Source organism: Planctomycetaceae bacterium (assembly GCA_039680605.1).
Taxonomy (GTDB): Bacteria; Planctomycetota; Phycisphaerae; order SM23-33; family SM23-33; genus JAJFUU01.
Map to the genome: position 1 here is coordinate 1 of JBDKTA010000038.1, position 20,078 is coordinate 20,078.

General features: G+C 64.0%; 9 protein-coding genes. 3 read left to right on the top strand and 6 right to left on the bottom strand.

Annotated elements, in window-relative coordinates; genetic code table 11:
- Positions 1-121: 121 nt before the first annotated feature.
- Together ABFD92_10940 and ABFD92_10945 are read right to left on the bottom strand one after the other, a co-directional pair.
- Positions 122-592 carry an NUDIX domain-containing protein gene (locus tag ABFD92_10940; protein ID MEN6505048.1) on the bottom strand — a complete coding sequence of 157 codons (471 nt, stop codon included), beginning with the start codon at positions 590-592 and terminating at the stop codon, positions 122-124.
- An 85-nt stretch (positions 593-677) separates the two neighbouring features.
- Complete coding sequence (locus ABFD92_10945; protein MEN6505049.1) at positions 678-2,405, bottom strand: hypothetical protein; 1,728 nt, start codon at positions 2,403-2,405, stop codon at positions 678-680.
- A 183-nt stretch (positions 2,406-2,588) separates the two neighbouring features.
- On the opposite strand from ABFD92_10945, the gene ABFD92_10950 reads away from it, so the two are divergent.
- Positions 2,589-7,025, top strand: a complete 4,437-nt coding sequence (locus tag ABFD92_10950) for a DUF3160 domain-containing protein (GenBank protein ID MEN6505050.1) — start codon at positions 2,589-2,591, stop codon at positions 7,023-7,025.
- 131 nt (positions 7,026-7,156) lie between these two features.
- Here ABFD92_10950 and ABFD92_10955 read toward each other — a convergent pair whose 3' ends face one another.
- From ABFD92_10955 to ABFD92_10970, 4 genes are all read right to left on the bottom strand, one after another.
- Positions 7,157-8,518: an alpha/beta fold hydrolase gene (locus ABFD92_10955; GenBank protein ID MEN6505051.1), complete on the bottom strand. Its 1,362-nt coding sequence runs from the start codon at positions 8,516-8,518 to the stop codon at positions 7,157-7,159.
- Positions 8,519-8,740: 222 nt separating this feature from the next.
- Positions 8,741-10,663 (bottom strand): beta-L-arabinofuranosidase domain-containing protein, encoded by a 1,923-nt coding sequence (locus tag ABFD92_10960; GenBank protein ID MEN6505052.1) that lies wholly within the window; start codon positions 10,661-10,663, stop codon positions 8,741-8,743.
- 108 nt (positions 10,664-10,771) lie between these two features.
- Complete coding sequence (locus ABFD92_10965; protein MEN6505053.1) at positions 10,772-16,330, bottom strand: AAA domain-containing protein; 5,559 nt, start codon at positions 16,328-16,330, stop codon at positions 10,772-10,774.
- Complete coding sequence (locus tag ABFD92_10970; GenBank protein MEN6505054.1) at positions 16,327-17,535, bottom strand: hypothetical protein; 1,209 nt, start codon at positions 17,533-17,535, stop codon at positions 16,327-16,329. Before ABFD92_10970 ends, ABFD92_10965 begins: the two co-directional genes overlap by 4 nt.
- Before the next feature lie 130 nt (positions 17,536-17,665).
- Between ABFD92_10970 and ABFD92_10975 the strand changes: the two genes are divergently transcribed.
- Positions 17,666-19,600: a beta-L-arabinofuranosidase domain-containing protein gene (locus tag ABFD92_10975; GenBank protein ID MEN6505055.1), complete on the top strand. Its 1,935-nt coding sequence runs from the start codon at positions 17,666-17,668 to the stop codon at positions 19,598-19,600.
- Between the two features lie 17 nt (positions 19,601-19,617).
- Positions 19,618-20,004 (top strand): hypothetical protein, encoded by a 387-nt coding sequence (locus ABFD92_10980; protein MEN6505056.1) that lies wholly within the window; start codon positions 19,618-19,620, stop codon positions 20,002-20,004.
- Positions 20,005-20,078: the final 74 nt, after the last annotated feature.

Consider the following 20,078-nt stretch of genomic DNA (forward strand, 5'->3'; position numbering starts at 1 on the left):
TCGCACATTGCCAACACACGCTTACGTAAATCCATTGAGTATGCTTTCATTTCAAGCCTCCATGCTTGACCCAAGCATACACAACTTCTTCAGAGGGCGCTAGATGTGTTCGTGACTTGCTCTAGGATCTGGAGCCCAGTATCTTCTTCTCGATCTGGTCGATCAATTCATCCAGGCCTGCATGCAGTTTCTCCCGCGCCTCCTCCAGCGTGAAGAACGCCGCACGATCAATCTCAGGGAACTTCGCAAACTTCCCCGACCGCGGCGGCCACTCCATCGTGAAGGTGTTGCTGACGACGGTAGAGACGTCGCAGTCGCCCTCGAACGCCCAGGCGTGGACCATCTTGCCGCTTCGCTCCCGCACTGCCGACAGCGGAATGAACGGGCCCTTGGCCACCAGCCCCGTCTCCTCGGTAAACTCGCGATGGGCGGCCGCCAGAAAGTCCTCGCCCGGCTCGACGTGACCCTTGGGAATGCTCCAGCCGCCCACGTCGCGGTTCTTCCATAGCGGTCCGCCGGGATGCACCAGCAGCACCTCGGCGTCGCGGCCGCAAAGGCGGAACATGATCAGGCCTGCACTGGTTCTTGGCACGCAACTCGTCCTCGTCGTCGTCCTCGTCCTCGTCGTCGGTTTCCTCCCCGGCCCGACAACCCCGGACGATCACGACAAACACTCACTACTGTCGTGGCTCAAATACCTTACTTTCGATTTCCGCCCCGCCGGCCCGCAGCGCCCGCATCGTCAGCTTGCCGTCCTTCACTTGCCAGAGGGTATACAGCAGCCCGTTGGCCCAGGTGACGTGGAAGGGGTTGTTGCTCTTGGAGCGGTTGCTGGCCTTGAACTGCGCGGTCCCGGCCGCGGCGATCGAGATATTCGTCACGCCCTTGTCGGCCGTCGGTTCGCATCGCTCATAGCCGTGACTGAAGGAGGAGATCATCGCTGTCGCTTTGTACTTGGCCAGGAGCGGCATGACGTTCTGACGCACCTGCAGCAATATGCCCGACAGCGGCGGGCGGCACCCCTGCCCGCTGCCGTACCCGGGGTAGTGCGAGACCACGACGATGTACTTCTCCCGCGAGGCCTTGAGCACCGATTCCAGCCAGACCATGGTGCCTTTGCCGGCAGACCAATCGGTGATCGCGTCCTCGTCCAGGCCGATCAGCAGCAAGTCGCCGAAGACCTGCGTCCAGTTGCGCCCGGTCCCGTCGGGCGTGGGTGAGTAGATCATCCCCGCGAACACGGGATTGGGCCCGCCGCCCTCCTCGCACCCGCGAACGGCATACAGCGGCACCGCAGCCACCAGCGGCGCGCAGCTCTTGAACATCATCCCGTCCCACGCCCCGTCGAGCACCGGAAAGCAGTTCATTCCGCCGGCGTGAATTACAAAGTCCGGAGCGGCCGCGCGAATCTTCTCCGACAGACTCTCCCACCCCCCGCCGTCGCTTGCCCCCACTGCCGCAAACGTGAAGCTCTTGCCCGCGAAGTCCGGCAGCTTGACGCTGTGAGGCCCAGCCGCCTTGCCCGCCGCCCCGCCGGCCGACGCGTAAGGCGTCATCGTGTACTTCAGTTCCCGCGTGCCCTTGGGAATGCTCGCGCGAAATCGATGAAACCTCCCGCGCGGCGAAGTCAACGTGATCTCTTTGCCGTTTTGTGGCATGGGCGTCTCGCCCATGCTCTTGCCCTGTGGCATGGGCGTCTCGCCCATGCTCCCCGACGTTTGACGGTCAGCGACACGCGCAACGGAGTTGTGCGTGGCACCCTGCACTACCGTCACCTTCAGCGTCACGACGGCGTTGGCGTTGGTTCGCGCGCAAACGCTGAAGTAGTCCTCGCCGCAGGCCCCCACCGCCGGCCCGGCGATAAATTCCACATCCTCCGCCCCGCCATAGCTCAGAACCATCTCCGGCTTGATCGGCTCGATTACCCCATACTTCAGGGCCGCGTTGCAGTACTTGCCCGAGATCGTCACGACGTTCTCGCCGGCCACCAGGTCCGCGGTGTCGAGTACGAACTTGTTGTACACCTGAAACGCCGCCACGCCCGACAGCGCCTTGCCGTTGAGCGTAACCACCGCCTCCGTAACCAAAGGCCGCGACCACTCCCCATAATCCCCCGTCGTCAACCCCGGCTGATTCCCCGCCGCCGAAAGCCAAAGACACCCGATGCTCGAGGGCTTGTCGACCTTGAACACCCCCCGCGCCGTAAAGCTGATCGTCTGCGCCGAGGCCACCGCCGGCAGTTCCTTCAGCAAAAACGTCTTGCCCCCATCGCCGCTGAAAGCCCACGTCACAGCCGGGACAAACTTGTCCTTCTTAACCGGCTCGTCGCCTCTTGCCGCTTGCGCGGACAACGCGCAGCACAAGCACATCGCAGCAATCGTCGCTACTGGCGAAGACTTTTTCATAATGACGCTCCAAGGGAAATACTCTGCAGCGGTCATGTCATCAAACCGCCGCCCTCCGGTGAGGTATCCAACCATATTTTTGCACTTTCTCAAAAGAAACTCCCGCATTGTGCGTCTAACCGCTGAGGGGTATCTTTAGAAGTCAGGCCTAAGAGCGGGCGGTTCAACGGGAAAGGGCAGGCAATGCGCGCGACGGTTATCCTAAGCGTGATCCTGGCGGCCGCGGGGGTTTCTCTTGCGGGCGACAAGCCTCCCTACGACCTGAGCAAGGTCCAAGGGATGGATCAATTCGAAGGCAGCGACCAGGCAAAGAAGCTTCTGGCCGCCCAGGGATTCGTCGTGACGGACAGGCAGTTCGCGAAGATTTACACTGCCTACACCGAAGCACGCTGGGATGAGCCGATACAGCATTTCATCACCACCGACTCGGCGTGGGATACGTATCGAGCTTTGCTGCAGGAGGGCGTCGTGCTGATTGAGAAGCGCCAGGCCGCCCGGCTGAAGGAGTTCTCCTCCAAGCTTTTGGCAGCCCTCAAGGCCCGGCCCGACTGCCGCCCGCTGGCCGACTACGCGGCCACAGGGCTGGCCCTGCAGGCGCCGCAGGCTCTGGCCGAGGATGACTTGTCGGGGCTTCTGGCCCGGCAGCTCACCTCCGGTCCCAGCCAAAGCGTCCAGGTACCTATCGGTTTTGTCCAGATGCCTTCGCGGTTTGTTCCCATCAGTTTCTACGCAGGCGATCCTGAGTTGGAAGGATACTTCAGGGCGCGGCAGTGGTACGCCGGCGTGATCTTTCGCCTCCAGAAACCGCGCGAGACGCAACTGGCCCTGAAGCTCTCGCGAGTGATCGACGCCGACGCGCAGCTCAAGACCCTCTGGGAGCAATTGACCCGCCCCTTCGACGTCATGCTCGCCAAGACGCGCGACGGCGATGTGGCCGCCTACGCTGCGACCGCCCGCGGCAAGAACATCGACCGCGATCTCGAGCGCATTAGCGACGCCCTGACAAAGACGTTGCCCGATCCACTCATAAACGATCAGTGTCTGACGCCCACGGAATTATCGCATTTTGCCGCTCTGACGAAAGGTTTTCGGCTGCTGCCGCCACGCCCCGAGCCCTCGGGCATCTGTTTTCAAAACACGGTGCATCCCAAGATCGGAAACCGCGCGTTTCCCAGCGGCCTGGACTTCCTCGTCGCATGCAAGGCGTTCAACTCCCCAGCCGCGCGGGCGGCGCTGGAGAAGGCCGAAGGCCCCGCCGTGGCCAAGGCGGTGGCGGCAGCGTCCTGCGGGGAAACGCCCGATTCACTCTATGGCCAGTCGCTCAAACTGCTTGCCGAACTGAGCAAGCCTGTTCCAGCCTCGGCCCCGCCAGCGCTGCAGGCGCCGGCCTGGCAGGACAAGCAGGTCTGGACGCAACTTGGCGCCTGGGCCGGTCAGCGCCATACCTGGGCGCTTCATGCGGAGCAGACACTTGGGGCTCTGGGTGGCGAACCCCTGAGTCCCTTAGGGATAGTCTCGCCCTATCCGGCATTCTTCGCGGGCTTGGCGCAACTGTGCCGTTCGACGCAGCAAACGCTGGAATCAACCTTGCTGCCGCCGGCCAGAGAGAATGCGGCTGCCCTTCTGGAGCATCTGGACGCATTTCGGAGGGTAGTGGCACTGGAGTCAAGACCTGATTGTTCTGACCGGGAATTGAAGATACTGGAGGGTCTGCAGAGCAAACGCTGGATTGTGTATCGCTTCCTCAAAACCTATGCGCGGTCCCTCCAGAAATCCCTTGCTGAAGAAGGCCTGCAGAACTCGCTTCTGCAGACAGCCGAGAATGCCGCAAAGCGATGCCTTCAGGGCGATCAGCCCACGGCTGAAGAGGCCGCTGTTCTCAAGATGTTTGCCACCACTGGGGAAAACGATGTAATCGCCCGCATGGCCGAACTAGGCGCCCTATGCGAGGGGCTGGCCGAGATCGCCAACAAGCAGCTTGCGGGAAAGGACCTGACCGAAGCCCAAGTCGCCACAATCAGAAATTATGGCGAAACCCTCAGCCGGGTGTACTCTTCCAGTTACAGTACAGATCAAGATGATTACCCCGTGGCCGTACCGGTCTTTGTCGATCCCACACTGAACACGAGACTGTGCTCAGCGCTGGCGTACCCACAGGCGCTGTATGTTGTCGTGCCGGGCAGGGGCGGCCTGGTGCTGCATCGCGGCGCGGTGCTGAGTTATCGCGAGTTTCGCCAGAATATAGATGATAAGGCCACCGACGCCGCATGGCAGCAGCGCATTGCCCAGCATGACGTTCCTCCGCCTCCGCCCCTGACGCAAAGCTTTATGCCGCAGCTTACTCTGGCCGAGGCCATCGCCACCATCCGCGCTGGCAAAACATGTCTTGCGGAAAGTTACATCCCCGATGAGCAACTCACTGCCGTGATGATCGAGGCCTTCAAAGGCGGCAAGCACAAAGACAACGAATGGCTCGCCCACAGGATCGTCGCGCGTAGCAAGGAAGAGGACCTGGTGCCCATGCTGTTGGCGGGGCCGCAAGTCCTTGCCGCCTGCGTTGCATCCCGCCTGCGGGAAGGCGACTGGAGCAGCAAGCGAGACGTCCTCGCCGCTGCGGTCATGTCGGTAGACAAATCACTTGCGGAAGAGGCCTTTGGTCTCTTCGTGGCCGCCCCGCAGCGCATTCCCGTGGCGCAGTTTGCCTCTGCCCTCAAGACCCAGCCGCTATGGAACAAGAGGCTCCTTTGCATCCTGTTGGGAAAGGTAAAAGACCAACAGGAAACGGCCGCCGCGGCGATGGCCACAGCCGCCGGAGATCAGGACGCCGGCCTGCGCTGGCAAGCCTGCGCTGCCTTGGGGGAATTGAAGGTCAGAAGCGCGTTGGTCGTCAAGGTGCTCATCGAGCGAGTCGACGATACCAATGTGTTTGTTGCGGCCACTGCCGTGCGGGCTCTACAGGAACTGGATGCCAACGAAGCAGCGCCAGCTATTTTGAAGAGGTTGCAGAGGCAACCTGGCCTTAAGGAGGTTGGGGACGAGGAGTTGGGGAAACAGCTTGACGCCATTGGCAAACCGGGGGGCAAAGAGGAAGGGCCGTCATGGATATTCCAGAGCCTTCTGGGCCAAACATCGAAATATGGAATCCACAGAGATTTCGTCCAGGCGATTGGCAAGTTCAAGTATGCCCCGGCAAAGGCGACGCTGCTTGAGATGCTGGGCAATGCCGAAATCCAGGATAAGGCGGCTGCCGCTCTGGACGCCATCGCGCCGGAGGCCTTGGGAGATCGCCTGCATCAACTGGTGGATTCCAAGGATGAAGTTTTGGCAACGAACGCGACTTCCCTTCTACGCTCTCGCCCCAAGCTCATCCAAATCCGCCGCTTCATCGCATTGAAGGACAAGCCGCCACTGACGCGGGGCCTGTACTGCAAGATTCTCAGTTCGGTCGTGGAAGAAAGGGCGGCGGCCCTGGAGGCGCTTTTTGCGGCCGCAGGCGATGCGGAGCCTAACATCCGAATCGAAGCGGCCGAGGGACTGGTGCGGTTGGATAAGACGGATCCACGAGTCGTCAAGGCGCTGGCGGCGCTGGCAGGGGATAAGAACGAGCAGGTTGCCCTCACCGCCATCGGGCTTTTCGGAATGTTGCATGATGCCGGCGCTGGCAGGCTCCTGCTGGGGTTTGTGCAAAACGGCGACATGGCGCCTGTCACGCGTTTGCACGCGGCACTGGTCGTCGCCGCTCTTTGTCCCGATGATCCCCAGGTGCCCAAGGCCATTGCGGGCCTTCTGAAGGATCCAAAGGTCGAGGTGGTCGAGGGCGCTCTCATCCTGCTTTCGAACATGAAAGCCACCGGCGAAGCCGCAGCCATAGGCGAGTGCATTCGAAGAAGCGACCTGGATGATTCCTCGCGCCTGAAAGTAGCCCAATCTGCCGCCGACATCGGCATCCACGATCCGCAGGTGATCCAGGTGGTCGCGGCGATGCTCAAGAATCGGGATGATCGCAACACCATGACAGTCATCCTCGTGCTGACGGAACTCAAAGCCGGCGAGGCGCTTCTGGCCTGCCTGCCCAAGGCCGATTACTCGCGCGACGCGGAAGACGCCCCGACCGCATCGTTCGTCCCGGCCCTGATCGAGGGGTTGGGAAAGATCAAATACAAACCGGCCAAGGCGCGATTGATCGAGTTCATGGAGAAAGGGCACCACGGCGCTGCCCAGGCGCTGTGGGAAATCTGCCCCCAGGAAATGCCGGGGATCTTGCTGGAGCGGGCCGCGAATTCGCCCAAGCGGCACGTGCGGGTGCGCGCATTGGAGGAACTGGGCTGTCGCGCAAGCCGATCCGAGCTTCAAGCTTTGGTTCCGATCCTCTTTGACACTCAGGAGATCGGCAAAGACGAAGACGTGATTGTCGACGGCGAGGTAGTCTACTTCAAGCGTCGCGCGTGCGACTGTGCCGCCCTGGCGATAGCCAAAATCCTCGGCTGGCGGGACCGCGATGCTAGCGACGCCAGCGTGTCTTCTGAGGACCTTCTCAAGTGGGTTGACCGCGCGCGGGCTTGGGCGAAAGAGCAGAAGACTGCGGCGTCGAAGCCCGCCGCGGCCATCACGAAACCTTAAGCCTGTTTACGCGGGCGTGGACACCCGCGGATACGCGCGGACGGGACGTCCGCGACACGACCGGGGAACATGGGCGGGTCCTTCGGCAGGGTCAGGATAAAACGCCATGGTACTCGGGCAAGATGCCCGTGCTACTTTTCCGCCACGGCGGGACGCGTGGCTTTTGCGCACGCGGCCGCGCCGGTTTTGGGGTCGAAGAAGTTCAGGATCAGGTTGTAGTACCACGCCGGGGCGTAGGGGCCGAAACCGATGTGGCCGCCGGTGGGGAGCATGATGGCGGCCACGTTGGGGTTGGGGCTGCGGGCCAGGAAGTCGGCTACGTCCTGGGCGGGGGCGATCATGTCGTCGGCCGCATGCACCAGCAGCACCGGCACGCGGATCGGCGCGATGCGCTCATGCACCATCAGGTCCTTGTAGGGCATGATCCGCACGTACTCCAGGCCGTCGAAGGCGTCCTGCGGATACCCGATGCCGACGTACTTGAGCAGCTCATGAACGCTGCCGCGCGGGTTGGGGTACTTCTTCTGGATCATACGGCCGCGAATAGTCGCCTGCAGACCGGCCACCGCCGGCCGCGCCAGCACCGACTGCTCGGTCTCCATCACGTCCATGAGTTCTTCGAACCGCAGCACGGGCGAGAAGCCGATCATGCCGGCCTCATAACGCCGTCGCGGGCGCGGCGGGCGGGTGATGTACGGCAGCAGGCGCGGGGGGATGCCCTCGTCATTGTCGGGACGCCCTTCGGCCCAGGCGGCCAGCAGGCACTGATTGGCGCCCCAGGAGTAGGCGATCATGCCGGTGCGTTTGACGTGGGGCTTGGCCTGCAGCCAGTCGGCGACGACCATCAGGTCCTCGGTCTCCAGCGTGCCCCAGGTGTACTCGCAATTGGGGAATCGCCGGTCGGTGCCGCCGGTGCCGCGGACCTCGACGGCCAACACGTGAAACCCGCACGCCCGCAGACCCATCGCCAGGTCGCGCACGCGCATGACGTTGTTGTCGCCGCGGATGCCCGCCATGATCACGATGCAGTCGGCATCGATGATCGCCCCGGCCGCGTCTCGTGCCCAGCCCAGCCGCGCGGAATACTCCAGCCCTGCATGCACCGGCACCCAGACGTCTTCGAAGAGCGGCCACGGCGGCGGGCCCGTCACGTCGCGCGACGACACCGCCTGGGCCGAATACGCCAGGCCCCAGAAGTTCCAGACGATCGATTCGAGATTGCCCACGCGGATGTTGTACGCGGCCACCATGTCGACGGGTTTGCCGTCGGGGCGGACCATCTCGTCGGTAAGCATGGGCTGCTTGGGGTGGTGAGGCCGGAGCTTAGCCAGTTGCGGCTCGACGGCCGCCAGCCATTGGCGCGTCGTCAGCGGCGCGTCGGCCGACGGGGTGACACTGACGCGGTCTCGCGGGTCCAGCGGCAGCGAGCGTTCGGAGAAGAAGCATCCTCCAGCCGGGAGGCACAGAACCAGCAATGTCAGGCGGGAAATCATTGGCGGCATTGTAGCATGGGCGTCCCGCCCATGAGTAGCACGGGCGTCTCGCCCATGCATCTTCGTATTCTTCTCCGCGGGCGTCCCGCCCGCGTAATCGGGGAGCGAGGGCAAGATGCCCTCGCAACGCGCGGACGGGACGTCCGCGACACGCCAGGTAGCATGGGCGGGACGCCCATGCTACTCACGGGCAAGATGCCCGTGCTACGGAAGATGCCCGTGCTACTGCTGGGTCAGCCAGACGAGCATCTCGCCCGGGGTGCGGTTGGCCCAGAGATAGTATGGAATCGCCTTGAGCGTGACGGCCTTGGTCATCCCGCCGGCGGGGCGATAGAGATCGTCGTTCCAGTCGGCCGCGTCGGGGCGCAGCGCGGGGGCCTTGATCATCGGCACGGCGCCCAGTTCCTCCGGGCACTTGCCGAGGGTACACTTGGCATCCTTGGGCAGGGCGATGGCGCTGAGGTCATTTCCGTTGTCGGCTTCTTCGAGGCAGTAGACCACCGGCCCGCGCTGGAGGGCGACGCGTCCGGCGTCCTGGCGCACCTTGGGGTTGGCCTCGACGCGCTCGACGGGCATCGCCAGCGAGAGCGTGACCTTGTCGCCCGCCTGCCAGAGGCGCTTGATGCGGGCATAGCCGTCCTTCGTCAGCGGATCCAGGTCGATCGCCCTGCCGTTGACTTTCAGCGAGGCCTCTCGGCACCAGCCCGGGATGCGCAGCGCCAGGGTGAAGACCGACTGCGGCTGGGGCTGTACGTTGATGGTGACCTCGCCGTCCCAGGGGTATCGCGTCTTCTGCGTCAGGGTGACGGTGCCGGCGGCCAGTTCGATATCGGCCTCGCCGGCGGCGTAAAGGTGTACCCACGCCTCGGCCTCGCCGGCGGAGTACATGTACAGCGGCAGCGAGGCGACCATACGGGCGAGGTTCGGCGGACAGCACGCGCAACCGAACCACTGCTGGCGCTGGCCGCCGAAGAACGTGTCGTGGGGGGCGAACATCGGCGGGTACAGCGTCAGGGGGTTGACGTAGAAGAACTTCTCGCCGTCGCGGCTGACGCCCGAGAGGACGCCGTTGTACAGCGCCCGCTCCATCACGTCGGCGTACTCGCCGCGGGGGTCCAGGTGCAGCATGCGGTGCGCCCAGAACACCAGGGCGATCGACGCGCACGTCTCGGCGTACGCCGACTCGTTGGGCAGGTCGTAGTCGAAGGTGAAGCCCTCGTTGGCCCGCGTGGGGCCGATCCCGCCGGTCACGTACATCTGCTTGTGCGTGACGTTCTTCCACAGCGTGCGGCAGGCCTCCAGCAGCGACGCATCGCCCGTCTCGGCGGCTACGTCCGCCACGCCCGAGTACAGGTACATCGCCCGCACCGCGTGACCGACGACCCGGTCCTGCTCGCGGATGGGTTTGTGCGCCTGGCAGTATTCGTACGAGTGCCCGAAGTGCCAGTGCTTGGGATCGTCGCCGCGGGCCTGGGCCTCGATGTCGTAGTAGTGCGGCTGGCGGCCGCGCTCGTTGACGAAGTACGTCGCCTGGTCGAGATACTTCTTCTCGCCGGTGGCGCGGAAAAGTTTCACCAGCGCCAGTTCGATTTCCTCGTGGCCGGGGTAGCCGCGTTTCTGCCCCTCGCCGGTGCCGAAGGTGGCGGCGATGTGATCGGCGTAGCGGCACATGACATCGAGGAACTTTCGCTTGCCGGTGGCCTGGAAATACGCCACGGCGCCTTCCATCAGGTGCCCGGCGCAGTAGAGCTCGTGACAGTCGCGCAGGTTCGTCCAGCGCTTGTCCGGCTGGACGCGCTGGAAATACATGTTGAGGTAGCCGTCGGGCCCTTGCGCGGCGGCCATCACGTCGACGACTTCGTCAACCTGCTTTTCCAGCTCCGGATCAGGCTTAACCGCCAGGCTGTACCCCGCCGCCTCGATCCACTTGGCCACATCGGAGTCCCAGAAGATATGCGGTTCGGTGGTACCGCTCTCGCGCGTCCACATAAACCCGTCGAACCGCCCGGTGGTCTTGCACTGCTGATACTGGATCGGCAGCGTAGCCGTCCGGTTGACTTCCATCAGCGGCGCCCAGAAGGCGTCGTCAAGGGTAACCGAAGTCAGCGGCACGGGATTGATCTTGCGCAGCGAAGCGTTATTCATGTCGTTCTCCAATATTCTCCAATACGAGATAGCATATTCGGCCGCGAGCGGAAGAAGGAAAAGAAAAAACGACAGCCAAGGTGACAAGGCCGGATGGCGACATCCGCCTTATGCCGGAACCTGTTTCTCTTGATAGCCCTTGCCGGTTTTCTCGCGGATGAGGCTGGCGGCGGTTCGAGCGGCGACGGGTTCGTCGACGAAGACCTTGGTCTGGGTCTGGCCGTTGGTGCCGATGCGGCCATAATGCACCGTGACTGAATTGCCCTTCAGTGCGATCTGCCAGTACTTGCTTGAGCCGCCGCCGACGAACTCAAAGTAGCGAGTGAATGGTCCCATCTGCACCGGATCGCCCGGAGCGGGGCGAGGGCGCGCGGGTGCCGGAGTTTCGCCTTGCTGGTCCGGCGAGGCGGGCGAGGGCGGTTCCTCGACCGGTTCGGCCTGGGGTTCTTCCGGGCCGTCAAACTCCGTCCAGGCATCCTCGTTCTCTTCTACCTCACTCGCCAGGTCCTGCTCGGGCGGGGGTCCGTTCTCGATAAGTTTCACCAGGCCATCCAGCACGCCCTGCCTATCGTGATACCAATCCCTGGCAAGCACGTGGGCGATGTTCCAGCCGAAGGCCTTCAGCAGTTGCGGGCGCAGGAGTTCTCGCTCCAGTAGATCGTCCTGCTCGTAGTGCGCCTGCGTGTCGACGAGCACGCCCAAGCGGTAGTGGAGCTCCCCATGCCGCCGCGCAGCCAGGTCGCAACGGAAGTGCGACATGCCGATGCCCGCTTCCACCGCGTATCCGGTGTCTGTCAAGGCAGCCTTGACGGCCTCGACCACGGCCGATCGCACCTGCTCCTGCGGCGTCTCGACATCTTTCCACACCGCCAGCTCGCGCAGCACGCGCTGGGCCGTTTCACTCTGGCCTGACGAGGAGGCCGCCGCGTAGTGCAGGTACGTCTTGAGGCAGTTGGCGCCGTCGTTGTAATCGTTGGTGATGGCCGTGTGCTGGATGGAACTGACGACGGCCATGTGGTGCTTGGCCCGCGAGAACGCGACGTTGAGGCGCTTCTCACCGCCGCTCTGGTTGATGGGACCGAAATTCATCCGCATCTTGCCGTCGGGGGCCTTGGCGTAGCAGATGCTCATGATCACCACGTCGCGCTCGTCGCCCTGGATGTTTTCGAGGTTCTTGATCAGCAGCCCGACGTACTGGCCATCGACTTCGCGCTCGTACTCAGCCTCGAGCCGCTCGCCGAAGAGTTTGTCCTCTTCGCCCAGGCGCGTCAGGGCCGACTCGATCTCAGTCTGTTGCGCCTCGGAAAACGCGACAATGCCGATGCTGAGCCCGCCATCGCCCAGCAGCCCGCGCACCAGGTGCGCGATGTAGTCGGCCTCGCTGCGGTTGCGGCGGTCGTCGTACGTCCCGCCGGGGATGTAGTGGAAGCTCACCGGCCGGTCGAGCAGCCGTGTGACGTTTGCATCTCCGTCCTGCGGCGCCTCAACGACAATTTCGCCGCCCCCGACCGAGCGACATTCCTCGGGCACCGTCAGCAGCTTGCCCTGGTAGAACGCCCAGTTGGAGAAGCTGATCAGCGACTCGCTGCGGCTGCGGTAGTGCCATCCCAGCATGCGCGCGGGCAGGTTCTTGGCGGCGTGATTGAGGAAGCTGTTGCTCGACAGGTCGTACTCGAAGACCTGCCCGTTGTCACTGAGCAGCAGGCCCTCTTCGTCTTCGGCGGCGGACTTGGCCGAGAAGAAGTCCGTGGGCGGCAACTGCATTTCATCACCGACTACAATGGCCTGCGTCGCACGGAAGATGGAGGGCACGGCCTCTTCCAGCGTGATCTGGCTGGCCTCGTCGAAGATGACCACGTCGAAGGCGTCGGTCTGCAGCGGCAGCGTGTCCGAGACGCTCAGCGGGCTCATGAGCCACACGGGCTTGAGGTCTCCCACGACGGCGCCGGAGTCGCCGGCGACGATGTCGCGAATCGACTTGTGCCGCATGACTTTGCCGAACTCATGCTCGAGTTCGCGGCGGCCCCGGTTGTACAGGGCCTTGAACTCTTTCTGCTCGGCCGTGAGCTGCGCCGCCGGAAGCGCGGCTATGCGCATGTGCTCCAGAAAACTCTGCCGCGACTTTTCCAGCACGGCGGCAGCGTTGACCTCCTGCCACTTGCGATTGAGGACGGCCAGCCGCTGCACGTGCGAGGCCCGCACCTTGCCGCTAAAACGGTTGAGGACGCGGTCGCTCCGGAAGATCTCGTCAACACAACGACCGACGATGGCGGCCTCGATGCCCCGGCTGTCAAGTTCGAGCGTCCGCAGCGCACCGGCCAGCCGGGGCGGCAGATGCTGCAATTGCGTCAGGCAGTAGAGGAAATCCGCCACCCTGTCCTGCGATTGCTGGATGCCTGCCAGCTCAGCCGCCAGCACGTCCAGGGGCTTGTTCTCGAAGCCTTCCAGGAACTGGTGGCAGACCTGCGTCAACTGCTCATAGAGCGTTGCGGTCTCTACCAGCCGCACGACGGTCGTTGCGGCGCTGTCGGATTTGACCATCGCCGCGTGCAGCGACTGGAAGGCCGGCGGCATCTGCCGCACGCACGTGCGGGCCTGCTGCAAGTGACTGTCAAGGTGCTCCAGCGGCTCGTCAATGCCCAACTCGTCACAGAGGGTTTCCTCGGCCGCCGTCAGCGCCGCGGCCGCTTTGTATTCGTCTTCCAGACCCGTCAAAACCTGCACCCACCCTGGCTGGACGGCATGAGCGGCGAAATCGTACCGGCTCTGCAGCACCTTGCGCAGCCGCCACCAGGCCCCGCTGAGCAGCGAAAGCAGCTTGCCCTCGAGCCGGCGCGCCTGGTCGAGGGCAATGGCGACCTCCTCAGCGGGCAGTTTGTTTTTCCAGTGGCGCGCCGCCTCGCGCGCCTTGGCCAGCGCCGCGCCGGCAGCGGCGTGTCGCTTTCCCGCGGCGGCGAACGCTCGGGCCTGCGGGCTGGTCTCGTCGAGCAGGCCCATCAAGTTTCGCTGCGCGAGATAGCTGACCGCCTTGGCATACTGCAGCACGCGCGATAAACCCGCCAGCGTGCCGCCGTGCTCTGGGGCCAGCGATACCTCCTCCAGCGCCGCCGTCAGCGACTGCAGCAGCTTTTGGGCCGACGAGACGCTGGAATCGATCAGCCGCACGGGCGCCTCGTTCAGGGCCACCTTCGGGCTCAGCAGAACCAGCGGGTGTCTCGCCAGTACGCCCTGGGGCTGGATGTCGGCAACAGCCGCCGCGAGATGATCGATGGCTTCCTGGTGCTCGCGCCACTGCGCATAATCAGGAAGGACTTCTTTTTGTGCGGCCATGAGCTGCGGGGCATGTGGGGCCAGTTCGATAGCGCGGTCGAGGAGTTGCTGCACCGTCAGGCCGGCAGTGGCGTGCGAGGCGAGCATGGAGGCGTTGAAATCGGCCAGCGGCTGGAGTTCCTGCTGCAGGGACTTGAGCAGGTTGACGCGCCGCTGCTGCCAGGCGCGAGGCTTGGTCTTCTGCTCGCCGAGCATGTCTTCGTAGCGGGCCTTGAGATCGAGGATGAAGGCCTTCTTGTCAGTCTGCGAGTCGTGAATGAGACAGCACAACTGGTGCAGCCCCTGCTGGCGCAGGCGGGCGTAGACGACATCGATGGCCGCACGCTTCTCGCAAACAAACAGCACCTTCTTGCCCCGCATGACGTAGTCGGCGATCAGGTTGGTGATGGTCTGCGACTTGCCCGTTCCCGGCGGGCCCTGGATGATATAGCTGGCGCCCGCGCGGGCCTGCGCAATCGCCAGCGACTGCGTCGGGTCGCACTGGACGATGTGGAACCGCTCTTCCAGCGGCGGGCTCTGGAGGTTGTCGAGCTCGACCGGCCGGGCCGCCAGCGAGAACACCGCGTCGAAGGCGGGGTTGGCGGCCTGGCCTTCCAGCAACTCGCTGTAGTCCCGCACGAGGGTCATCTTGCGATATCGGAAATTGCCCAGGGTCAGCCGGCACAAGTCGAAATCCCAATTGTATGGATTGTCGTCGGCCTCTTCGGTCAGCGAGTAGAACTGCCGGTCGGCCTGGGCGGTGGGAGTGTCGCCGGCATCGGGCGGCTGGATGAGATAGCTGCGGGGCTCGGGCTTGTCCTGCACGATTTCGCGCAAGTGCGTCGCCGCGGGGCGCAGGCGGGCCTTGAATATCCCCAGCCCCAGCGGATGGAAGTTCGAGGCGTCGTAGCTGTAGTCGATGTCGAGGAAGCTGCGCACCCCGCGCCCGGAGATCCGCGCGCTGCGGCGGTACCGGTCCAGCCGCCGCTTGGCCAGATCGTGGATGAGATCGATCCGCGGCCGATCCACTTTCGTCAGCGTGATGCCTTGTTCGCTGGCGGCGATCTTTGCCGCCAGGTCGTCGTAAAAGGCGTCGAGCGTGGTCTCGTCCAGGTCGATGATGGCCGGCAGATCGATATCGTAGAGCTGCTTGAACTGGTGTCGCACGATGGGATTGAGCTCGGCCTCGTTGGAGATCGGAGCCAGCCAGTAGCTGTCGCGGATGCCCTTCTTTTTGACAAGCCTCACCGGCAGCAGAACCAACGGGGAATCGAACTGCTCGGGCGGGCTTAGCTTGACGTTAGACCAGCGCAAAAAGCAGATGGCCACGCGGAGCTGCTCGAAACCGAATTCCGCCGCGTCGCGCAGGGCCTCGGAGCGAACGCGGTCGAGAAGACTGGGCAGATAGATCTGCTCGGTGAAGTTGAGATAGCGGTTGAGTGAGACCGGCTCGGCGGCCGACATCGCCCGGGCAAAATCACCGCGCCACGTGAGAATCTGTTCGGGGCGGATGCTGGCGGCGTCGAACGACAGCGGCACCGAGGCGTGCGTGAGGTTCACCGCCTGCATGTTCGAGCGGAAATGCAGCAGCCGGTTACGGCGCGAGAACTCGAATAGCCGCTCCTGCAGCTTGCCCAGGAGCACCTGCTTTTTGCCTCCGGCGGCGGCAGCTTCGGCGCTGGCCAGGTCGAAGTCGACATCGACGTTCTGGTCGCGGTAGTGCGCCAGGTTGTGGATAAGGGTGTCGAGGTCTTTCGGGCGCGCGTGGCGGCTCAGCTCGGTCATGCGCACGATGGCCTTGGCCAGCACCGGGTGCAGACCGCCATTGAGGCGAAAGAGGTTTCGCCGGTTGTTCACGAACGTCTGCAGGTCCTGTGGCTCGTTGAAGTCCAGCCCGCATGTGACGCTGGCCAGGATCATCCCCAGGCAGAAGACATCCGAGACCGGGTCGTGATGGCCGAGCTGATGCTCCCAACAGATGTACCCGGGCAGGAAGACCGGCTTGGCAACCTCCTGGTCGCGCGAGCCGATCTGGAGATTGACGACGCCCTCGTTGCCGCCGCGATCGAGGTCGATGGTGCGCTTGTGCTCGGAGAGAATCTCGACGCCGGCTGGCGGCTTGTCCAGCGCCCGGATACGATCGTTGCGAAGGGCCGGAGCCTTGGCCAGGGCCTGCGAAAACCACATGGCCACGCCCTCGACCTGGATCGCCGCCACGCCGTCGAGGGGAGCGACCTTGCCGGCGGCATGCGTCTGGGCCACCTGGCGGGCCAGCGGCAGGAAGCTCGCCAGTGCGTCTTCAGTAGAGAAACCGCCCTTCTCGAATCGAGACATCAGGAAGTCATGGAAGTCGCTCATGGTTGGTCCGCCGCCTCCGCCGCCTTGCGCGCGAGGGTCGCCGCATCCGCATCCAGGGACTCCATCTGCTTCTTGCGGAGGTTGAGTTCCTTGGCCGCCAGGACCCGAAATCGGTCGCCCAGGCCCAGGTCGTCCGCCATCATCAGCATCGCCGCCAGCGGCGCGTCTTCCAGATCGCGGTCGACGACGGCGAAATCCAGCAGCACGTAGCACCAGTAGTCGCGCAGCTTCGCGTCGTCGGTGGCCAGGGCGGCCTTAAGCGTCGCGTCGGCGTGCGTGGCCGGATGAAAATCGTCGAAGAACAGCCGCGCGTGGGCCATCGCCGTTTCGGTCTGCATCCAGTGGGGGATCAGAATCTGCTCGATCAGCCGCCGAGTCAGGTCGCACAGCTTGACCTGCGCCAGCAGATCGGCGCTGCCGACGGAGAGCGGGCCCTCGATCATCAGGGCGATCTCGCCGGCCGCCTGGGGACCTTTCTCCGCCCACAGCGTCAGCGCTTTGGCGCGGATGAACGACTCGGGATGGTCGACTCCGTCGCTGACGGTGAGGCCTTTGCTGAATATTTCATCCATCTGCCGCAGATAGCTCTCGGCCGTGATGCCCGTGACGCCGGTTTCGATCTTGGCCAGGGCGGTGATGGCCGCCGACACGTCCTGCGTCAGGGCCAGACCCGCACGATCGCAGTAGACCTCGCTGTACAACGCAAAAAGCCTCCAGCTGTTGTGATGTGCGGTGGTTGCGGCGGCATCGTTGGCCATCGCCGCCAGCACCTGCCAAGCCGTCAGGTACTCGCGCCAGTTCTCCAGCAGGGCAAAGTGCAACAGTTCGTGGCCGAGCACCCACTTAAGCTCGAGGTCTTCCAACGCCGTCGCCACGGCCCCGAAGAGGATGACGTGAACCTCGCCGGGGATATACCGCACGCTGACATTTAGCCCGCCCACATCCTGCGACTGGTAAAATGTCACCGGCGCCGACAGGCCCAGCTTGGCGCAGACCTCGTCAGCATTCGCGTAGAGGCGCTCATTGGCTGAGCGCTCGATGCGGTAGGTGGATTTGAGCAGTTCCAGCCGTGCCGCTTCGTTCTGCTCACTGCGGAGGCGGTCGCTGGAATACCACTTCCAGATCGCCTCTTCGCGCATCTTGAGATACTGCACCATCTCCAGATGGTACGCCATCGGCTCAATCGCCAGGAAGTTTGTCGGCATCGGCAAAGCCCCCAAGAGGGACTGATTGGGAAATTCCCACGGAGATTATACCGATGCGCCGACGGTTGTCTATCCGGCGGCGCACGGGTACGAAGGTTCCGGCCCGCGCCGAGTGAGATATAATGCCGCCATGAGTGAAACGTGCGATAGTGATGCGATCGGACCACTGCCTCGCGAGCTACCCGCCTCGGCTGTGACGGGGCGGGGATGGCTTGGCGAATTGTTCAGCCGGCAGGAGAGCGGGCTGACGGGGCACCCGCGCGAGATGGGGTTTCCGTTCGATGGCGGGCTGTGGGCGGAGCTGCTGGACAATGGCAAGCGGCAGTATCCGCAGTATGGCGAGGCGTGGTGGCCTTACGAGCAGTCGGCGTATTACCTCGACGGCGCTCTGCGGTGCGGGCACTACCTCGGCAGCTCGGCGCTGCTGGGGCGCGTGCGCGAGAGCGTCGAGCACATCCTCAAGCACCGCAAGAGCGGCGGGCGGCTGGGCCCGCTTAACGTCGAGGCCGACGCCTGGCCGATGGTCATCTTCACGCGCATGCTGCTGGAAGAATACGAGAGCAGCGGAGACGGCCGCGTCATCGACGCGCTGCAGGGGCACTACGCAGCGGTCTACGGCGACGGCAGCGATCTGGAGACGATGAAGCTGATCGGATTCGCCCAGCGGCCGGTGCTGCACGTGGAAAACCTCTGCCGCCTGGCCGAGCTGACCGGACAGAGCAAGTACGCTGCCCTGGCGCGGCGAATCTATGACAAGTTCGCTGCCGATAACGTCGGCGACGCCAAGACGGCCGACAGCATGCGCCGCGGCGTGGTCTCGGGCGACCATGCGGTGAGCTATCACGAGTTTCTCAAGCTGCCAGCCGTGCTGTTTCACGCCACGGGCGATGAGTCGATGCTCTCGGCCGCCCGCGGCGGGTTCGACATGCTCGAGCGTCATCACGAACTGGCCGACGGGCTGGCCAGCGGGTTCGAGTGCCTCTCGGGCAACGCCGACGACCTCGTGCATGAAACGTGCAACGCCGGCGACTTCGTCCTGGCGTGCGGGCACATGCTCCGCGCCACCGGCGAAGTGCGCTGGGCCGACAAGCTCGAAAAGGCGTTCTTCAACGCCGGCCTGGGGTCGGTCAGCAGGGACTTCCGCTCGCATCAGTATTACTCGTCGCCCAACCAGGCGATCCTGAGCAACCGCTCGAGCCACTGGAACGGCAACAGCGACTGGGGCCAGTACGCCTTTGCCCGCATGTGCTACCGCCCCGCTCACGACACCGAGTGCTGCACGGGCAACGTACACCGCCTGGCGCCGGCGTTTGCCAAGCGGATGTTCTTCTTCGACTCGGCGCGCGATGAGATCACAGCAGCGCTTTACGCCCCGTGCGAGGCACGCTTCACGCTGTCCGGTGGGCAGGCCCTCACGCTGAGCGAGCGCACGGAGTATCCCTTCGGGCATCGAATCGAGTTTTGCGTGGGTCTGTCGCAACCGCGCGACTTGCGGCTGCGCCTTCGCGTGCCGCACTGGAGCGGCGGATATTGCCTGAGCCTCAACGGGCGGTGCGTCGACGAAGGCAACGCGGGCGGCCGCTTCGTGCTGGCCGAGGCAAAGTTCCGTGACGGCGATTGCGTCCTGCTCGAGCTGAGGCCGCACGTGGTCATCCGCCGCCGGCCGCGCAGCATGAGCCTGGAGTACGGCCCGCTGGTCTTCTCGCTGCCCATCGTCGCCGATGTGCGCCGCGCGACCGGCGGGCCCAAGTGCTCGGCCGAGTTCCCCGCATATGAACATCTGCCGCGCAGCGAGTGGAACTACGCCCTGCCCGCCGATCTGACGCCCGAACAGGTGGACGTGGTCCGCCGCCCGAAGAAGGGTTCGCCCTGGGACGAAGACAACTCGCCCCTGGTCCTGCGAGTCAGCGGCCGCCGCGTTGTCAACTGGACCTTGCGCGAAGGCCTTTACACGCCGCCGATCCCCGATACGCTCGACCTCGACGGCCGCCCCGAACTGCTGCACTTGGTCCCGCAGGCCAGCACACTGCTGCGGATCACCGAATTCCCGCGCGGCGACTTCTGAAGATTGTCGATGAATACATGATGAATCTGCGCCAACGCATCTTCCTGGTCCTGCAGCCCCACAACGGGCGCGGCAGCAACCTGGTGGGCTTCCTTGTTCTGGGCCTGATCGCACTGAATCTGCTGAGCGTAATCCTCGAGTCGATCGCGCCGGTGCAGCAGGCGTATGGGCCGCTCTTTGACGCCTTCGAGGCCGTCAGCGTTGTCCTGTTTACCGCCGAATACCTCCTGCGACTCTGGACGTGCGTGGAGGACCCGCGCTACCCCAACTTCCGCAGTTATAGATTTATGCAGATTATTTTCGGTCGATTTGTGCAGGAATGGCGGTGCAATGGCGGCATTCTGCTACCCCAAAGGGTCTTTTCACTTGTTTTGGATCCGATCAGCCCGCCAAACGCAATGTAGTGAAGACCAAGTGGATTGCACCCTGGCAACGCCCGTCGCCACAATGGCGGCATGTATCTTCGACGCTGTTACAA